Origin of the sequence: Pseudomonas sp. LF-5, from assembly GCF_037626295.1 — a bacterium.
GTDB lineage: Bacteria > Pseudomonadota > Gammaproteobacteria > Pseudomonadales > Pseudomonadaceae > Aquipseudomonas > Aquipseudomonas monsensis.
This window is the reverse complement of the sequence record NZ_JARKMT010000002.1, coordinates 201585-219042: the sequence shown is the minus strand read 5'-3', so window position 1 is coordinate 219042 and position 17458 is coordinate 201585. Positions and strand designations below refer to the sequence as shown.

Genomic DNA, 17458 nt, shown 5'->3' with positions numbered 1-17458 from the left:
CGGTTCGGGCTTTGCCGAACCCATAATCAACTCGGCCTTTCAGGTCGATGCAATTCACCAGACACCTCGGTCGGCCCCCTCTCCCTCCGGGAGAGGGCTGGGGTGAGGGGGCTTTTCAAAGTCGATAGAACTTCCGGACTCGCGCCCGCCTCATAGCTAACAAGCCCCCCATTCTGGTAACGACATGGACCTTGTTATCGCGCGCCCCGAAGGTTTGTATTGCCCGGCAGGCGATTTCTATATTGACCCGTGGCGTCCCGTCGAACGCTCGGTCATCACCCATGCCCACGGCGATCACGCCCGTAACGGCAACCAGCATTACCTGGCCAGCAGCGCCAGCGAAGGGATTTTGCGTGCGCGACTGGGTCAGGACATCAATCTGCAGACCCTCGCCTACGGCCAGCGCCTGACCCACCACGGCGTTACCTTGAGTTTTCACCCGGCGGGCCATGTGCTCGGTTCGGCGCAGGTGCGTCTGGAGTACGGCGGCGAAGTCTGGGTCGCGTCCGGCGATTACAAGATCGAACCGGACGGCACTTGCGCGCCGTTCGAGCCGGTGCGTTGCCATACCTTCATCACCGAATCGACCTTCGGCCTGCCGATCTACCGCTGGCAGCCGCAGGCGCAGGTATTCAGCGAGATCAACCAGTGGTGGCAGGCGAACATCGCCGCCGGCAAGGCCAGCGTGTTGTTCTGCTATTCGTTCGGCAAGGCCCAGCGCATTCTGCACGGCATCGACGCCAGTCTCGGGCCGATCCTCAGTCATGGCGCGGTTGAACCGCTGAACCGGGTCTACCGCGAAGCCGGGGTGTACCTGCCGCCGACGATCTACGCCGGCGATGTGAAGAAGTCCGACCCGATCATGCGTCAGGCCTTGGTCATCGCCCCGCCGTCGGCCGGTGGCAGCACCTGGATGCGGCGTTTTGGTGATTTCAGCGACGCCTTCGCCAGCGGCTGGATGCGCCTGCGCGGCACTCGCCGGCGACGTGGCGTGGATCGCGGCTTCGTGCTGTCCGATCACGCTGACTGGCCCGGCCTGCTCTGGGCCATCAACCAGACCGGTGCCGAACGGGTGATGGTCACCCACGGCTCGATCAGCGTGCTGGTGCGTCATCTGCGCGAACAGGGCCTGGACGCGCAGGGTTTCAGCACCGAATACGGCGATGACGAAGAGGAGAACATCGGCGCCGCCCCGGTTATTGCCGAGGTACAAGCATGAAAGCCTTTGCCGAGTTGTACGCCGAACTCGACGCCACCACGTCCAGCAACGCCAAACTGGCGGCCATGCAACATTACTTCGCCCAGGCTGCACCGCAGGACGCCGCCTGGGCGGTGTACTTTCTGTCCGGCGGTCGTCCACGGCAACTGGTGCCGGTGCGCATCCTGCGCGAATTGGCCGTCGAGGTCTCGGGGCTTGCACCCTGGCTGTTCGAAGAGAGCTACCAGGCGGTCGGCGATCTGGCGGAAACCATTTCGCTGGTACTGCCGGAAAACCCGCACAGCTCCGAGGCCGGGCTGGCCGAGTGGGTCGAAGACAAACTGCTGCCGTTGCGCGGTGAAACCCCGGAATACCTCACCCGCCAGTTGCCAGCGCTGTGGGCGCAACTGGACCGACCGAGCCTGATGCTGTGCATCAAGCTGATCACCGGCAGTTTCCGCGTGGGGGTGTCGAAACTGCTGGTCACTCGCGCCCTGGCCTCCATGGCCGGGCTCGACAGCAAACGCGTGGCGCAGCGGCTGGTGGGTTACACCGACCTGTCGAACCGGCCGAACGCGGCCAGCTATCTGAAACTGATCGCCGCAGAATCGGTCGACGAGCACGCCCAGCGTGGCGGGCAGCCGTACCCGTTTTTCCTCGCCCATGCCTTGTCGCAACCGGTCGAGGAGTTCGAAGCACTGATCGGCCCGGCGAGCAACTGGCAGGTGGAATGGAAGTGGGATGGCATCCGCGCGCAGGTGGTCAAGCGCGAAGGGCGTTTGTGGGTGTGGTCGCGCGGCGAGGAACTGGTGACCGAACGTTTTCCCGAGCTTGATGTGCTGGTACACGGTTTGCCGGAAGGCACGGTGGTCGATGGCGAAATCGTCGTGTGGAAAAGCACGCATCCGCGCACTGAAGACGCTTTCGATCCGCAATCGACCGAACCACCGGCGGTGCAACCCTTTGCCTTGCTGCAACAACGCATCGGTCGCAAGACCCTCGACAAGAAGATTCTCGAAGAGGTGCCGGTGGTGGTGCTCGCCTACGACTTGCTGGAATGGCAGGGTGAGGACTGGCGCAACCGGCCGCAGGTCGAGCGCCGCGCACAACTGGAAGCGCTCATCGCCCGGTGCAACAGCCCGGTGTTACTGCCCTCCCCTGTGTTGACCGGCACCGACTGGTTCGACCTCGCCCGCCAGCGCGAAGCGTCGCGGCGGCTGGGAGTCGAGGGCATGATGCTCAAGGCCCGCGACGCGTTATACGGCGTCGGCCGCACCAAGGACATGGGCGTGTGGTGGAAGTGGAAAGTCGACCCGTTCAGTGTCGACGCGGTGCTGATCTACGCACAACGCGGCCATGGTCGGCGCGCCAGTCTGTACAGCGATTACACCTTCGCGGTGTGGGACGGCCCGCCGGAGTCGAGCGAGCGGTCACTGGTGCCGTTTGCCAAGGCCTATTCCGGGCTGACCGATGAGGAAATGCGCCAGGTCGACAGCATCGTGCGCAAGACCACGGTGGAAAAGTTCGGCCCGGTCAGCAGCGTGAAACCGAGCCTGGTGTTTGAGTTGGGGTTCGAAGGCATTGCCCTTTCGCGTCGACATAAAAGCGGCATTGCCGTGCGTTTCCCGCGCATGCTGCGCTGGCGCCAGGACAAGACCGTGGAAGAGGCCGATAGCCTGGCGACGTTACAGGATCTGTTGGCGTGACCCGGTTTTCCGGGACAGCGACACGCGTAGGAATAAATAACCGCCAGCGAGAGATCATCTGTGGCGAGGGGATTCATCCCCGTTCGAGTGCGAGGCAGTCGCAAATCCCGATCACGCATTTACCGGGCTGTCGGGGAGGCGCAGCGCGCCCAACGGGGATAAATCCCCTCGCCACAAAAGCACTGTGAACCGCGCAAACGAGCCATCTTGGTGCAACGCATTTACCGCGCCCGTTTCCGTGCACCAATCCCCGCCTCGCCATCCTTGCGCCACCTTTTAAAACACTTGTTCGGGACTCTGGTTCGGAAATTGCTACTTTCTATGTGTCGTACGCGTTCCAGTAACAATAATTCTGCGCCACAAGCGCTCATATTGGTTCTTAGGGATTGAATAATGAAAAAAGCATTGCTGACCCTTTCTGCACTGGCGTTGTGCATGGCCGCCGGCTCCGCGCTGGCCAAGGAATACAAAGAGCTGCGCTTTGGCGTTGACCCTTCGTACGCACCGTTTGAGTCGAAAGCGGCCGACGGCAGCCTGGTGGGCTTCGATATCGACCTGGGTAACGCGATCTGCGCCGAACTGAAGGTCAAGTGCAAGTGGGTCGAAAGCGACTTCGACGGCATGATTCCGGGCCTGAAAGCCAATAAATTCGACGGTGTGATCTCGTCGATGACCGTGACCCCGGCCCGCGAAAAAGTCATCGACTTCTCCAGCGAACTGTTCTCCGGCCCGACCGCTTATGTGTTCAAGAAAGGCTCCGGCATCACCGCCGACGTTGCGTCGCTGAAAGGTAAAACCGTCGGTTACGAGCAAGGCACTATTCAGGAAGCCTACGCCAAAGCCGTGCTGGACAAGGCCGGCGTGAAGACTCAGGCCTATCAGAACCAGGACCAGGTGTATTCCGACCTGACTTCCGGCCGTCTCGACGCGGGCATTCAGGACATGCTGCAAGCCGAACTGGGCTTTTTGAAGTCGCCACAGGGCGCCGACTATGACGTCAGCAAGCCAGTCGACAGCGAATTGCTGCCAGCCAAGACCGCTGTCGGTATTAAGAAAGGTAACACTGAGCTGAAGGCGCTTTTGGATAAAGGTATCAAAGCGTTACACGATGATGGCACCTACGCCACCATCCAGAAGAAACACTTTGGCGATCTGAATCTGTACAGCGGCAAATAATGCCCCGGCGCCCATCCTCGATGGGCGCCTTTTCCATCCGCTCAGGTTGCTGATTTATGTTCGAAAACCTCCTGCAAAATCTGGGGCTCTCCGCCTTCAGCCTCAAGGGTTTTGGCCCGTTGCTGCTGGAAGGCACCTGGATGACCATCAAATTATCGGCGTTGTCGCTGCTGGTGGCCGTGTTGCTCGGCCTGCTCGGCGCCAGTGCCAAGCTGTCCAAAGTCAAACTGGTGCGCCTGCCAGCCCAGCTCTACACCACGCTGATTCGCGGGGTGCCGGATCTGGTGCTGATGCTGCTGATCTTCTACAGCCTGCAAACCTGGCTGACTTCGCTCACCGACTACATGGAATGGGAATACATCGAGATCGACCCGTTCAGTGCCGGGGTGCTGACCCTAGGCTTCATTTATGGCGCGTATTTCACTGAAACGTTCCGTGGCGCGATCCTCTCGGTGCCGCGCGGTCAGGTCGAAGCCGCGACCGCGTATGGCCTCAAACGCGGCCAGCGCTTTCGCTTCGTGGTGTTCCCGCAAATGATGCGCTTCGCCCTGCCGGGCATCGGCAACAACTGGATGGTGATGCTCAAGGCCACCGCGCTGGTGTCGATCATCGGCCTGGCCGATCTGGTCAAAGCCGCGCAGGACGCCGGTAAAAGCACTTATCAACTGTTCTACTTCCTGGTTCTCGCTGCCTTGATCTATCTGCTGATCACCAGTGCTTCCAACTTCATTTTGCGTTGGCTTGAACGTCGCTACGCCGCCGGTGCCCGGGAGGCCGTACGATGATCGAACTTCTGCAGGAATACTGGAAGGCCTTCCTTTATACCGACGGCAACAACATAACCGGGCTGGCGATGACGATGTGGCTGCTCAGCGCGTCTATTTTCTTTGGTTTCCTGGTGTCGATTCCATTGTCGATCGCTCGGGTTTCATCGCACTTCTACATTCGCTGGCCGGTGCAGTTCTACACTTACCTGTTCCGGGGCACGCCGTTGTATATCCAGCTGCTGATCTGCTACACCGGGATCTATAGCCTGGCGGCGGTACGAGCGCAGCCGTTGCTCGACAGCTTCTTCCGCGATGCGATGAACTGCACGATCCTCGCCTTTGCCCTGAACACCTGCGCCTACACCACGGAGATTTTCGCCGGGGCGATCCGCAGCATGAACCATGGTGAAGTCGAAGCGGCCAAGGCCTACGGACTGACGGGCTGGAAACTGTATGCCTACGTGATCATGCCCTCGGCCCTGCGTCGTTCGTTGCCGTACTACAGCAATGAAGTGATCCTGATGCTGCACTCGACCACCGTGGCGTTCACCGCGACCATCCCCGACATCCTGAAAGTCGCCCGGGACGCCAACTCGGCGACATTCCTGACCTTTCAGTCGTTCGGCATCGCCGCGCTGATCTACCTGACCATTACCTTCGCGCTGGTCGGCCTGTTCCGCCTCGCCGAACGCCGATGGCTGGCCTTCCTCGGGCCGACTCACTAGGAACCTTGTAATGCGACACCAGATCCATGACCTGCTGGCCCCGCTGCCGGGGACCGCAAGACAGATCCACAGCTTCCACTTCGGCCCGGAGCAGGCCAAAGGCAAGGTCTACATCCAGTCGTCGCTGCATGCCGACGAACTGCCCGGGATGCTCGTCGCCTGGCACCTCAAGCAGCGCCTGGCGGAGCTGGAAGCCGCCGGGCGCCTGCGCAGCGAAATCGTGCTGGTGCCAGTGGCCAATCCGGTCGGCCTCGAACAAGTGCTGATGGACGTACCGCTGGGCCGCTACGAACTGGAGAGCGGGCAGAATTTCAATCGCTGGTTTGTCGACCTCAGCGAAGAAATCGGCAACGACATCGAGGGCAAGCTGAGCGATGACCCGCAACGCAACCTTGAGCTGATCCGCGCCAGCCTGCGCAACGCCCTCGCCCGCCAGACCGCCGGCACCCAACTGCAATCCCAGCGCCTGACCCTGCAACGGCTGGCCTGTGACGCCGACATGGTGCTGGACTTGCACTGCGACTTCGAATCAGTGGTTCATCTGTACACCACGCCGGAAGCGTGGCCGCAGGTCGAGCCTCTGGCACGCTACATCGAGTCACAGGCGAGCCTGCTGGCCACCGATTCCGGCGGCCAGTCGTTCGATGAGTGCTTCACCCTGCTGTGGTGGCAACTGAAGGAGCGCTTCGGCGAACACTTCGACATTCCGCTGGGCAGTTTCTCGGTGACCGTCGAATTGCGCGGCCAGGGTGACGTCAATCACCCGATGGCCAGCCGCGATTGCCAGGCCTTGATCGACTACCTGATCCAGTTCGATGCGATCGTCGGCGAAACCAGACCGCAGCCGCCCTTGGCATTCCCGGCCACGCCACTGGCCGGCGTCGAACCGGTGACCACGCCGGTCGGCGGCCTGCTGGTGTACACCGCAACGGCCGGTCAATACCTGGAAGCCGGGCAACAGATCGCCGAAATCATCGACCCGATTCACGACCGGGTCACCCCCATTCATTGCACCAGCGCCGGCGTGATGTACGCCCGCTCGCTGCGGCGCATGGCCACTGCCGGCATGGTCATCGCCCATGTTGCGGGCGCTGAAGCCTATCGCAGCGGCTACCTACTTTCGCCTTGAGGATGTCTGTCCCATGTACAAACTGACCGTTGAAGGCCTGCACAAAAGCTATGGCGACCATCAGGTGCTCAAAGGCGTTTCGCTCAAGGCCAAGACCGGCGACGTGATCAGCCTGATCGGCGCCAGCGGCTCGGGCAAAAGCACCTTTCTGCGCTGCATCAACTTCCTCGAACAACCCAACGACGGCGCCATGAGCCTTGATGGCCAGGCGATCCGCATGATCACCGACCGCCACGGCATGCACGTCGCCGACGCCGATGAATTGCAACGCCTGCGCACGCGTCTGGCGATGGTGTTCCAGCATTTCAACCTGTGGAGCCACATGACCGTGCTGGAAAACATCACCATGGCTCCGCGCCGGGTGCTGGGTTGCAGCAGACAGGAAGCCGACGACCGTGCCCGGCGCTATCTCGACAAGGTCGGCTTGCCGGCGCGGGTCGCCGATCAATATCCGGCGTTTCTCTCCGGAGGCCAGCAACAGCGCGTGGCGATTGCCCGCGCGCTGGCAATGGAGCCGGAGGTGATGCTGTTCGACGAACCGACGTCGGCGCTCGATCCGGAATTGGTGGGGGAAGTGCTGAAGGTGATTCAGGGGCTCGCCGAAGAAGGCCGGACCATGATCATGGTGACTCATGAGATGAGCTTCGCCCGCAAAGTCTCCAGCCAGGTGCTGTTCCTGCATCAGGGATTGGTTGAAGAAGAAGGTGCGCCCGAAGATGTGCTCGGCAACCCGAAAAGCGAACGCCTCAAACAATTCCTCAGCGGCAACCTCAAATAGCCATTAGTGCAAAACCCTGTGGGAGCGAGCTTGCTCGCGAAAGCATTCTGTCAGTCACATTGATTTTGAATGTTCCGCCGCCTTCGCGAGCAAGCTCGCTCCCACAGTGGACCTCCGCAGCCTACAAAAATCAAACTTGTCCGCCCGCCCCGTGGTCTCTGAAAGAACACTTCCAGAGCGCGCGCAGCCCGCATGGCGAAATCCTCCGACCTCGCAAAAACCTGGTTCAGCGCCCGTGGCTGGAAGCCGTTCGCCTTTCAGAAGCAGGTGTGGGCTGCGGTCAAAAACGGCGAATCCGGCTTGCTCCACGCCAGCACCGGTGCCGGTAAAACCTATGCGGTCTGGTTCGCCGCGCTCAATCGCTTTGCCAAATGCGCCGCCGTCGTTGAAACGCCACGCAAACGCAAACCACCGGCCGAACCGCTGACCGTCTTGTGGATCACGCCCATGCGTGCCCTCGCCGCCGACACCGCGCGCGCCTTGCAAGGCCCGGTCGATGATCTGCGCCTGCCGTGGAGCATCGGCCTGCGCACCGGTGACACCAGCAGCAGCGAGCGTGCCCGCCAGAGCCGACGCCTGCCGACAACCCTGATCACCACTCCGGAAAGCCTGACCTTACTACTGGCCCGCGCCGACGCCCGCACCGCGCTCTCGACCCTGCGCATGATCGTGGTGGATGAATGGCACGAACTGCTCGGCAACAAACGCGGCGTGCAGCTGCAACTGGCCCTCGCCCGCTTGCGTCATTGGCAACCCGAGCTGATTGTCTGGGGTATTTCCGCGACCCTCGGTAATCAATCCCACGCCGAGCAGGTGCTGATCCCACAGGGTGGCGGCGTGTGTGTGCAGGGGCAAAGCGAAAAATCGCTGACAGTCGACACCCTTCTCCCGACCGCCATCGAGCGTTTTCCGTGGGCCGGGCACATCGGTCTGAAGATGTTGCCGCAGGTCGTGGCCGAGCTCGATGCCTGCGCCAGCAGCCTGGTGTTCACCAATACCCGGGCGCAGTCGGAAATCTGGTATCAGGCCTTGCTTGAGGCGCGGCCGGACTGGGCCGGGTTGATTGCGTTGCATCACAGCTCATTGTCCCGCGAGACCCGTGACTGGGTTGAGCACGCCTTGAAGGAAGGTCAATTGAAGGCGGTGGTGTGCACGTCGAGCCTGGATCTGGGGGTGGATTTCCTGCCGGTGGAACGCGTGCTGCAAATCGGTTCGGCCAAGGGTGTCGCGCGGTTGATGCAACGCGCCGGGCGCTCGGGCCACGCACCGGGACGCACCTCGAGGGTGACCCTGGTGCCGACGCACAGCCTCGAACTGATTGAAGCGGCCGCCGCCCGCGATGCTGTCGAGCAACGGCGCATCGAACCGCGCCAGTCACCACACAAGCCACTGGATGTGCTGGTGCAGCACCTGGTCAGCATGGCATTGGGCGGCGGATTTGTTCCTGATGAGCTGTACGAAGAGGTCCGTGGGGCCTGGGCCTATCGTGACCTGACCCCGGCGGATTGGGCCTGGGCGCTGGCTTTCGTACGTCATGGCGGGATGTCTCTGACGGCCTATCCGGATTACCGTCGGGTCGAACCGGACGAACACGGCGTCTGGCGCGTACCCGATGCACGCTTGGCGCGCCGCCATCGCATGAGCATCGGCACGATCGTCAGCGATGCAAGCATTCATCTGAAGTTCTGGAGCAAGGGCGGTGGCGGCAAACAACTGGGCAGCGTCGAGGAAGGTTTTATTGCAAGGCTGAAACCGGGCGACGGGTTTCTGTTTGCCGGGCGTTTGCTGGAGTTGGTGCGGGTGGAAAACATGACCGCTTACGTCAAACGCAGCACCGCGAAAAAAGCCGCCGTGCCACGCTGGAATGGCGGGCGCATGCCGCTCTCCAATGAACTGGCCGAGGCCGTGGTCAGGCGCTTCAGCGCCGCCGCAGAGGGCGCGTTCGCCGGCCCGGAAATGCACGCCTTGCGGCCATTGCTGGACACCCAGACACGCTGGTCTGGCCTGCCCACCACCGATAATTTGCTCGCAGAAGTGCTGAAGTCCCGCGAAGGCTGGCACCTTTTCCTCTACCCGTTCGCCGGTCGTCAGGTGCATCTGGGGCTCGCCAGCCTGTTGGCCTGGCGCGTCAGCCAGCGCCAGCCGCTGACGTTCTCCATCGCGGTGAACGACTACGGGCTGGAATTGCTCAGCGCCACGCCTGTGGACTGGGCCGAGCACCTCGATACCGCGTTGCTCAGCCCCGAACAGTTATTGAAGGATGTGCTCGCCAGTCTCAACGCGGGCGAGTTGGCCCTGCGGCGCTTTCGCGAAATCGCCCGAATTGCCGGGCTGGTGTTCGCCGGTTACCCGGGCGCGCCGAAAAGCACCCGTCAGGTGCAGGCCTCCAGCGGTCTGTTTTTCGAAGTGTTCAAACAATACGACGCCGACAACCTGTTGCTGGCCCAGGCCGGGGAAGAAGTCTTACGAGAAGAACTGGATATTCAACGTCTGGAACAGACACTGGAGCACATCAACCGGATGAAACTCGACGTGCATCAGATAAAGCGTCCTACGCCACTGGGGTTTCCATTGCTGGTGGAACGCATGCGCGAAAGCATGAGTTCAGAGAAACTCGCTGACCGCATCAGACGTATGGTCGGTGACCTGGAAAAATCCGCCGACAAGGGCAAATCCCGATGAGCGCGCCCTACCCTGTGCGGTTGGCAGGTGAAGACCTCTGGTTGCTGCCGGAGAAGGCGCTGTACTGGCCAGCGCAACAAGCCTTGCTGATAGCCGATGTGCATTTCGGCAAAGCCGCCGCTTACCGCAGCCTCGGTCAACCGGTCCCGCAAGGCACCACGGCAAGCAATATCGCGGTGATTGAACGATTGCTGGCGAAACTGCCCTGCCGGCAACTGATATTTCTCGGCGATTTTCTGCACGGGCCCGGCTCCCATGCAGCGGGTACGCTAAACGCCTTGGCGCAATGGCGAGCGCGCCACGCCGAACTGCCGATGACACTGATCCGTGGCAATCACGACAAACGCGCGGGCGATCCGCCTGAATCGCTGAATATCCGGGTCGTGCCTGAACCGCTGCTGATAGGACCGTTCGCTTTGCAGCATGAACCGGACCCGCATTCTGAAAGACACGTGCTGGCCGGTCATGTGCATCCCGTGTATCGGCTGCATGGCAAGGGTCGACAAAGTTTGCGCCTGGCGTGTTTCAGGCTCAGCGAAGGCATCAGCCTGCTACCGGCCTTTGGCGCATTTACCGGGGGTTATCCGGTCGAGAAGGAGGAAAGCTGCAGGATTTTCGTCATCGGTGACAACGAAATATGGCCAGTCAGTTGAAGTCGTCGCAGCCCTCGACTGACTGGCCATTGGTTTTCAACGCAGATCAGGCAACCGGTGCCGGAGGCGGCTCGTCCGGAAGCGTCGGCTCGCCCGGCTCGGTCGGTTGTTCGTTGGGGGTATCGGGGTCGGGCTGACCGGGAATTCCACCGGCCATGCTCAGAGGCGGGTGCGCCAACAATGACCAGGCCAATACGCCAACCTGATTGGGCTCAAGCCTTGCCAGTTCGGCAGTGATTTGCGGATCGATCTTCATAGGGCACTCCTCGGCGAAGGCCCGTTTCGACAGAAACAAAAACGGGCAGTACACCCCATAGAGTGTCTGCCCGCCAAAGAATTCCCGTGATCTGTCGGATGGACGGATCAGGTACGCGGCAAGGTCACGCCACGCTGGCCCTGGTACTTGCCGCCACGGTCCTTGTAGGAAACTTCACATTCCTCGTCGGACTCAAGGAACAGCATCTGTGCCACGCCTTCGTTGGCGTAGATTTTCGCCGGCAGGTTGGTGGTGTTGGAGAACTCCAGGGTCACGTGACCTTCCCACTCTGGCTCGAGCGGGGTGACGTTGACGATGATGCCGCAACGCGCGTAGGTGCTTTTACCCAGGCAGATGGTCAATACATTGCGCGGGATGCGGAAATACTCGACGGTGCTGGCCAGGGCGAAAGAGTTCGGCGGGATGATGCAGACATCGCTGTGGATGTCGACGAAGCTGCCGGCATCGAAGTTTTTCGGATCGACGATGGCCGAGTTGATGTTGGTGAACACCTTGAAATGGTTGGTGCAACGCACATCGTAGCCGTAGCTCGACACGCCGTAGGAGATCACACGGCTGTCGTCGCTGCCGCGCATCTGACGCTCGACGAACGGCTCGATCATGCCGTGTTCCTGCGCCATGCGGCGAATCCACTTGTCCGATTTGATGCTCATGGCGGGTGTCCTGAATAGCGAGGTGGAAAAATTCTGTCCGGCATCTTACCGGGCGCGCCGCCGCGTTCAAAGTGCAGGGTGCAATTCTCGTCGAACACCCTGGAATGACAGGCTCTGGCGACGAACCGTCGCACCGCCGATCCTTAAAACAGAGAAACCTGTGCAAGAAGCATTGGCACGTCTCGGAAAAAGGGTTAAGGTGGCGCCACTGTGCTGCTTGTGTCACTGAGAATCTCTACACGATATGTTGAATTTCGATCCAACCATCTACAAGAATTTTTCCTGCTCTTTGCACTCAGTCTCGGCCAGGGTTCTTCCTGAGTCGCAGTTATCTTTGTTCAAGGAGTTACACCATGTCTAATCGCCAAACCGGTACCGTTAAGTGGTTCAACGATGAAAAAGGCTTCGGCTTCATCACTCCACAATCCGGTGACGACCTGTTCGTTCACTTCAAAGCTATCCAATCCGACGGCTTCAAAAGCCTGAAAGAAGGCCAACAGGTTTCTTTCATCGCTACCCGCGGTCAGAAAGGCATGCAAGCTGAAGAAGTACAAGTTATCTAACTTGTAGCTTCTTTAGAAAAGAGCCCCGCCCTTAAAAGCGGGGCTTTTTTGTGGGCGCTTGTTTTCCAGGCGTAAAAAAAGATCGCAGCCTTCGGCAGCGCCTACAGGATGTACATTAATCCTCTGGAGCTGCCGAAGGCTGCGATCTTTTTGCCTGTGCCTTACCAGGCCACGCCAAACCCTGCGGTATAGCGGGTCTTGTTCAGGTCCGCATCCTGGGTTCCGCTGATGATGTCGCGCTCGGCCTTGAGGTTGAGCGACGCCCAGTCGGTGACCTTGTAGCGCAAACCCAATTCGGCATCCAGCGCGTAGTTGGCGACGTCAGAGAGCGGCTTGCCCAGCTCGCCACTGGTGAAAAACTCGACTTTCTTGCCAATCAGGTAGCGGTTGTAATCCCACTTCATCGCGACCGAGTAGAAATTGTCCTTGCCGCCATCGCTGTACTCGTAATCGGTACGGTTGAGCAGCGAACCCAGCGAGAACGCGCCCAGTTCGTCATCCCAGAACTGGTAACCCGGACCTGTACCGACCACGCGCTGACGCGACAGCTCTTCGACGTAATCCCGCTTGTAGTTCAGACGCCCCTGCCAGAACCACTTGTCGGTCAGGAAGCGGTCGAGGGCGTATTCGGCGCGCCAATTGTTAGTGGTGACCTGTTCGTCCTGCACTTCGCGGTTGTATTCGCCTTCGCCGGTGTGGCGCCAGCGACCATGACGTGCAGTGGTCTTGAAGTCGATGTCATAGTCGTCGGTGTCCTTTTCCGCGCGCTGATAATCCAGGGCGAGGCCGACGTTGCCCTTCCAGACCAGATCCTCGACCACCGGTTTCGGCTTGAGAATCTGCTGAATGCTCGCCAGCTCGACGGTTTTCGGTGCTTCGCCATTGGCCAGGGTGACCTTGCCGTCATCGGCTGCGGTCAGTGACTTGGCTTTTTCACCGGTATAAGCATCCTGTTTGACCAACAACTCTTGATCACTTTCCAGGGTCTTGACCTGTTTCCAGTCGATCGTGACTGCACCCGCATATTGGGTCTGGATCAGCAATTTGCCGCCATCGAACAGGGAAATTTTGCCACTGAGCTTGTCACCGTTCTTCAACCAGACGGTATCGGCAAGCAAGGGCGTAGACGCGCTGAAGACAGCAAGGCACAGCAAGGTTCTGGACAACATAAGCGGACTGAGGGCTCAGGATTGCAAAAAAAGATCGGCATTATCCGTAGGAATAATGCCCTGACAAGGACTGACCGGGCGATTTCCATTGAGTTCATTTCTCAATAGCGCCCCGAGGGATTACGCTTGAGTCATCAACATGAGCATGCTCAGGAACCGCGTACGTGACAGACCCGACCCACGCAGACGAAAGCGAAGCGCAAATCCGACGCACGGCGCTCTACTCGACCCTCGCCCAAGTGCCGGAAGGCAAAGTCGTCAGCTATGGCCAGTTGGCTGAACTCGCCGGTTTAGGGCGCGCCGCCCGCTGGGTCGGCCGCACCTTGAGTCAATTGCCGGGGGATACGCGCCTGCCCTGGCACCGTGTGCTGGGTGCCGGCGGTCGGATCAGCCTGCCGGCGGGCAGCCCTTCGGGCGATGAACAACGGGCAAGATTGCGCATGGAAGGCATCACCGTCCTGAACAATCGTGTGGATATTCAGCGCCATGGCTGGCGTCCGGTAGAGCACAGCGGTTAGAGTGCGCGCTTTGTTTTCGCAATCTTGAGGCAGACTTCAGCCCATGCCCCGTAAAACCTGGCGCGCCGCGCTAGCCGCTTATGCCAGTCCTTCGACGCTCGTGCTGTTGTTGCTCGGTTTCGCCGCCGGCCTGCCGTACATGCTGGTGTTCTCTACGCTTTCCGTCTGGCTGCGTGAAGCCGGTGTCGCCCGTGAAACCATCGGCTACGCCAGCCTGATCGGCCTGGCTTACGCGTTCAAATGGGTCTGGTCACCGCTGCTCGACCAATGGCGCCTGCCGTTGCTGGGCAAACTTGGCCGACGACGTTCCTGGCTGGTGCTGTCGCAGACACTGGTGATTCTCGGCCTGATCGGCATGGGCTTCTGTGATCCGCAGAAACACCTGTCCTGGCTGATCGCCATCGCCGTTGTCGTCGCCTTCGCCTCTGCAACCCAGGACATCGCGGTCGACGCCTATCGCCTGGAAATCGCCGATGACAGCCGCCAGGCCGCACTGGCCGCCAGTTACATGTCCGGCTACCGCGTCGCCGCCCTGCTGGCCACGGCCGGTGCACTGTTCTTTGCAGAAGGCTTCGGCTCGACCGGCTTCAACTATCAACACTCGGCCTGGACCGGCACCTATGCCCTGTTCGGGGTGCTGATGATCCCTGCCCTGCTGACCTCGCTGCTGATGCGCGAACCACCCGTACCGCTGCGCACGCAGTTGCAGGCCGGCCGCTACAGTTTTGTGCATCAACTCGCGTCGGTATTCGTACTGATCGTGTTACTGGTGTCGGTACCGGCGATGTTCACCCAGCTCTACAACACCGACTTCGCCGAAGTGCTGTTTGGCACCATGAGCCCGCTCGACCTGTTGCTCGAAGACCGCGCCTTCCTGCGTGCGATCCTTTACACGCTGCTCACCTGGATGTGCCTGTCGGCGATGGGTCGCCGTGGCCTGGCGCCGGTGCTGACTCCGGTCAACGACTTCATCCTGCGCTACCGCTGGCAGGCGCTGCTGTTGCTCGGACTGATCGCCACCTATCGGATGTCCGACACCGTGATGGGCGTGATGGCCAACGTGTTCTACATCGACCAGGGTTTCACCAAGGACCAGATCGCCAGTGTCAGCAAGATTTTCGGCCTGATCATGACCCTTGTCGGCGCGGGCATGGGCGGCCTGCTGATCGTGCGTTTCGGCATCCTGCCGATCCTGTTCATCGGCGGTACGGCCTCGGCGGGCACCAACCTGCTGTTTGTGATGCTCGCCGACATGGGCCCGAACCTGCAGATGCTGGTGGTGACCATTTCCCTCGACAACTTCAGTTCCGGGCTGGCCACCTCGGCGTTCGTCGCCTATCTGTCGAGCCTGACCAACCTCAAGTTCTCCGCGACGCAATACGCCCTGCTCAGCTCGATCATGCTGTTGCTGCCACGCCTGATCGGCGGCTATTCCGGGGTGATGGTCGAGAAGTTCGGTTACCACAACTTCTTCATGATCACCGCGTTGCTCGGCGTACCGACCCTGGTGCTGATTGCCCTGCACTGGTTCCAGGAAAATCGCCGCGAGGGCCCTACGCCCACCCCCGAGCCGGTGCCGACGCCGGTTGCGGAAGAGTCGTAAGACATTTCACCCACGGCGGGAGGAATCCCGCCGTTGGACCTCACCGCCGGCCACGCTTCTGTACGTCAGCAAAACTCGCCGGTACACTGCTCCGTCATTTCCAGTCATAGCAACCGACAACGGCCAACCATGCGCACCAGTCAATTTTTGCTCGCCACACAGAAAGAAACGCCTTCCGATGCGGTCGTGATCAGCCATCAGCTGATGCTGCGCGCCGGCATGATCCGCAAACTTGCCTCGGGCCTGTACACCTGGCTGCCGATGGGCCTGCGAGTCATGCGCAAGGTTGAAGCCATCGTTCGCGAAGAAATGAACGCCGCCGGCTCTCTGGAAGTGTTGATGCCGAGCACCCAACCGGCCGAGCTGTGGCAGGAATCGGGGCGCTGGGACGAATACGGCCCTGAGCTGCTGCGCATCAAGGATCGCCACGGTCGCGACTTCTGCGCGGGCCCGACCCACGAAGAAGTGATCACCGATCTGATGCGCAACGAGTTGAGCAGCTACAAACAGCTGCCGATCAACCTGTACCAGATCCAGACCAAATTCCGTGACGAAATCCGCCCACGCTTCGGTTTGATGCGCGGCCGCGAATTCATCATGAAGGACGCCTACTCCTTCCACGCCGACCAGGCATCGCTGCAGGTCACCTATGACCGCATGCACCAGGCGTACTGCAACGTGTTCACCCGCCTGGGCCTGAAATTCCGTCCGGTTGAAGCCGACAACGGCTCGATCGGTGGCGCCGGTTCGCACGAATTCCACGTACTGGCCGAATCCGGCGAAGACGATATCGTCTTCAGCAACGGTTCCGACTACGCGGCGAACATCGAAAAAGCCGAAGCGGTGCCACGCGAAACTTCGCGCGCCGCTCCGACCGAAGAGCTGCGCCTGGTCGATACGCCAGACACCAAGACCATCGCGGCGCTGGTGGAGAAATTCAATCTGCCGATTGAAAAGACCATCAAGACCCTGATCGTGCGCGCCGAAGAAGAAGGCAAGCTGATCGCGCTGGTCATCCGTGGCGACCACGAACTCAACGAAATCAAGGCTGCCCAGCAACCTGGCGTGGCCAGCCCGCTGGTCATGGCCACCGATGCCGAACTGCGTGACGCCATCGGCGCCGGCGCCGGTTCCCTCGGCCCGCTGAACCTGCCATTGCCGATCATCATCGACCGCTCGGTCGAGCTGATGAGCGACTTCGGTATCGGCGCGAACATCGACGACAAGCACTACTTCGGCGTGAACTGGGAGCGTGACCTGCCGGTTCCGACCGTCGCCGACCTGCGCAACGTCGTGGCCGGCGATCCAAGCCCGGACGGCAAAGGCACCCTGGAAATCAAGCGCGGCATCGAAGTCGGGCACATCTTCCAGCTGGGCAACAAGTACAGCAAGGCGATGAAGTGCGAAGTGCTGGGCGAGAACGGCAAGCCTGTCACCCTGGAAATGGGTTGCTACGGCATCGGCGTGTCCCGCGTGGTTGCCGCCGCCATCGAGCAGAACAACGACGAAAACGGCATCATCTGGAGCGACACCCTGGCGCCGTTCCAGATCGCTCTGGTACCGCTGCGCTATGAAACCGAGCAGGTGCGCGAAGCCACCGACAAGCTGTACGCGGAACTGACCGCTGCCGGCTTCGAAGTGCTGCTGGACGATCGCGACAAGAAAACCAGCCCGGGCATCAAGTTCGCGGACATGGAGCTGATCGGCATTCCGCACCGGATCGTGGTCAGCGACCGCGGTCTTGCCGAAGGCAACCTGGAATACAAGAGCCGTACCGAGGCCGAAGCGCAAGCGCTGCCGGTCGCCGATGTAGTGCCCTTCCTTCAGGCCCGTATCCGCCGCTGATTCCAGATAGAGACCT

At 60.7% G+C, this 17458-nt stretch carries 16 protein-coding genes; 13 read left to right on the top strand and 3 right to left on the bottom strand.

Annotated features, from left to right (window positions below):
- Positions 1–184 precede the first annotated feature (184 nt).
- From PseuLF5_RS08120 to pdeM, 9 genes are all read left to right on the top strand, one after another.
- Entirely contained in the window at positions 185–1219 is a 1035-nt protein-coding gene (locus tag PseuLF5_RS08120) for a ligase-associated DNA damage response exonuclease (RefSeq protein ID WP_123465236.1), read from the top strand.
- Positions 1216–2904 (top strand): ATP-dependent DNA ligase, encoded by a 1689-nt coding sequence (locus tag PseuLF5_RS08115; RefSeq protein WP_340133331.1) that lies wholly within the window; start codon positions 1216–1218, stop codon positions 2902–2904. Before PseuLF5_RS08120 ends, PseuLF5_RS08115 begins: the two co-directional genes overlap by 4 nt.
- A 393-nt stretch (positions 2905–3297) precedes the next feature.
- The gene (locus tag PseuLF5_RS08110; RefSeq protein ID WP_340133330.1) at positions 3298–4080 is read left to right on the top strand and encodes a transporter substrate-binding domain-containing protein; all 783 of its coding nucleotides are present in this window, start codon (positions 3298–3300) and stop codon (positions 4078–4080) included.
- Positions 4081–4136: 56 nt separating this feature from the next.
- A complete protein-coding gene (locus PseuLF5_RS08105; protein ID WP_340133329.1) occupies positions 4137–4865 on the top strand; it encodes an ABC transporter permease in 729 nt (242 codons plus the stop codon).
- Positions 4862–5572 (top strand): ABC transporter permease, encoded by a 711-nt coding sequence (locus tag PseuLF5_RS08100; protein WP_123465230.1) that lies wholly within the window; start codon positions 4862–4864, stop codon positions 5570–5572. The genes PseuLF5_RS08105 and PseuLF5_RS08100 overlap by 4 nt, the downstream gene beginning before the upstream one ends.
- Positions 5573–5582: 10 nt before the next feature.
- The gene (locus PseuLF5_RS08095) at positions 5583–6701 is read left to right on the top strand and encodes a succinylglutamate desuccinylase/aspartoacylase family protein (RefSeq protein ID WP_267800497.1); all 1119 of its coding nucleotides are present in this window, start codon (positions 5583–5585) and stop codon (positions 6699–6701) included.
- A 13-nt stretch (positions 6702–6714) separates the two neighbouring features.
- Entirely contained in the window at positions 6715–7479 is a 765-nt protein-coding gene (locus tag PseuLF5_RS08090) for an ABC transporter ATP-binding protein (RefSeq protein WP_340133328.1), read from the top strand.
- Positions 7480–7671: 192 nt separating this feature from the next.
- Positions 7672–10161, top strand: coding sequence for a ligase-associated DNA damage response DEXH box helicase (locus PseuLF5_RS08085; protein WP_340133327.1), 2490 nt, complete (start codon positions 7672–7674; stop codon positions 10159–10161).
- On the top strand, positions 10158–10814 hold the full coding sequence (pdeM, locus tag PseuLF5_RS08080; protein WP_340133326.1) for a ligase-associated DNA damage response endonuclease PdeM: 657 nt from the start codon (positions 10158–10160) through the stop codon (positions 10812–10814). Before PseuLF5_RS08085 ends, pdeM begins: the two co-directional genes overlap by 4 nt.
- Before the next feature lie 46 nt (positions 10815–10860).
- Here pdeM and PseuLF5_RS08075 read toward each other — a convergent pair whose 3' ends face one another.
- Together PseuLF5_RS08075 and dcd are read right to left on the bottom strand one after the other, a co-directional pair.
- Positions 10861–11070 (bottom strand): hypothetical protein, encoded by a 210-nt coding sequence (locus tag PseuLF5_RS08075; protein ID WP_123465220.1) that lies wholly within the window; start codon positions 11068–11070, stop codon positions 10861–10863.
- A gap of 107 nt (positions 11071–11177) precedes the next feature.
- Positions 11178–11744 (bottom strand): dCTP deaminase, encoded by a 567-nt coding sequence (gene dcd / locus PseuLF5_RS08070; protein ID WP_007940589.1) that lies wholly within the window; start codon positions 11742–11744, stop codon positions 11178–11180.
- A gap of 353 nt (positions 11745–12097) precedes the next feature.
- On the opposite strand from dcd, the gene PseuLF5_RS08065 reads away from it, so the two are divergent.
- Entirely contained in the window at positions 12098–12307 is a 210-nt protein-coding gene (locus PseuLF5_RS08065) for a cold-shock protein (RefSeq protein WP_002554837.1), read from the top strand.
- Between the two features lie 161 nt (positions 12308–12468).
- On the opposite strand, the gene PseuLF5_RS08060 is transcribed toward PseuLF5_RS08065, so the two are convergent.
- Positions 12469–13476, bottom strand: a complete 1008-nt coding sequence (locus tag PseuLF5_RS08060; RefSeq protein ID WP_123465218.1) for a DUF481 domain-containing protein — start codon at positions 13474–13476, stop codon at positions 12469–12471.
- Between the two features lie 164 nt (positions 13477–13640).
- Between PseuLF5_RS08060 and PseuLF5_RS08055 the strand changes: the two genes are divergently transcribed.
- The 3 genes from PseuLF5_RS08055 (at position 13641) to PseuLF5_RS08045 (ending at position 17442) form a co-directional block, all read left to right on the top strand.
- A complete protein-coding gene (locus PseuLF5_RS08055) occupies positions 13641–13994 on the top strand; it encodes an MGMT family protein (RefSeq protein WP_123465216.1) in 354 nt (117 codons plus the stop codon).
- Between the two features lie 43 nt (positions 13995–14037).
- Positions 14038–15597, top strand: coding sequence for an AmpG family muropeptide MFS transporter (locus PseuLF5_RS08050; RefSeq protein WP_222833543.1), 1560 nt, complete (start codon positions 14038–14040; stop codon positions 15595–15597).
- 129 nt (positions 15598–15726) lie between these two features.
- Positions 15727–17442, top strand: a complete 1716-nt coding sequence (locus tag PseuLF5_RS08045; protein ID WP_123465212.1) for a proline--tRNA ligase — start codon at positions 15727–15729, stop codon at positions 17440–17442.
- The last annotated feature ends 16 nt before the right edge of the window (positions 17443–17458 follow it).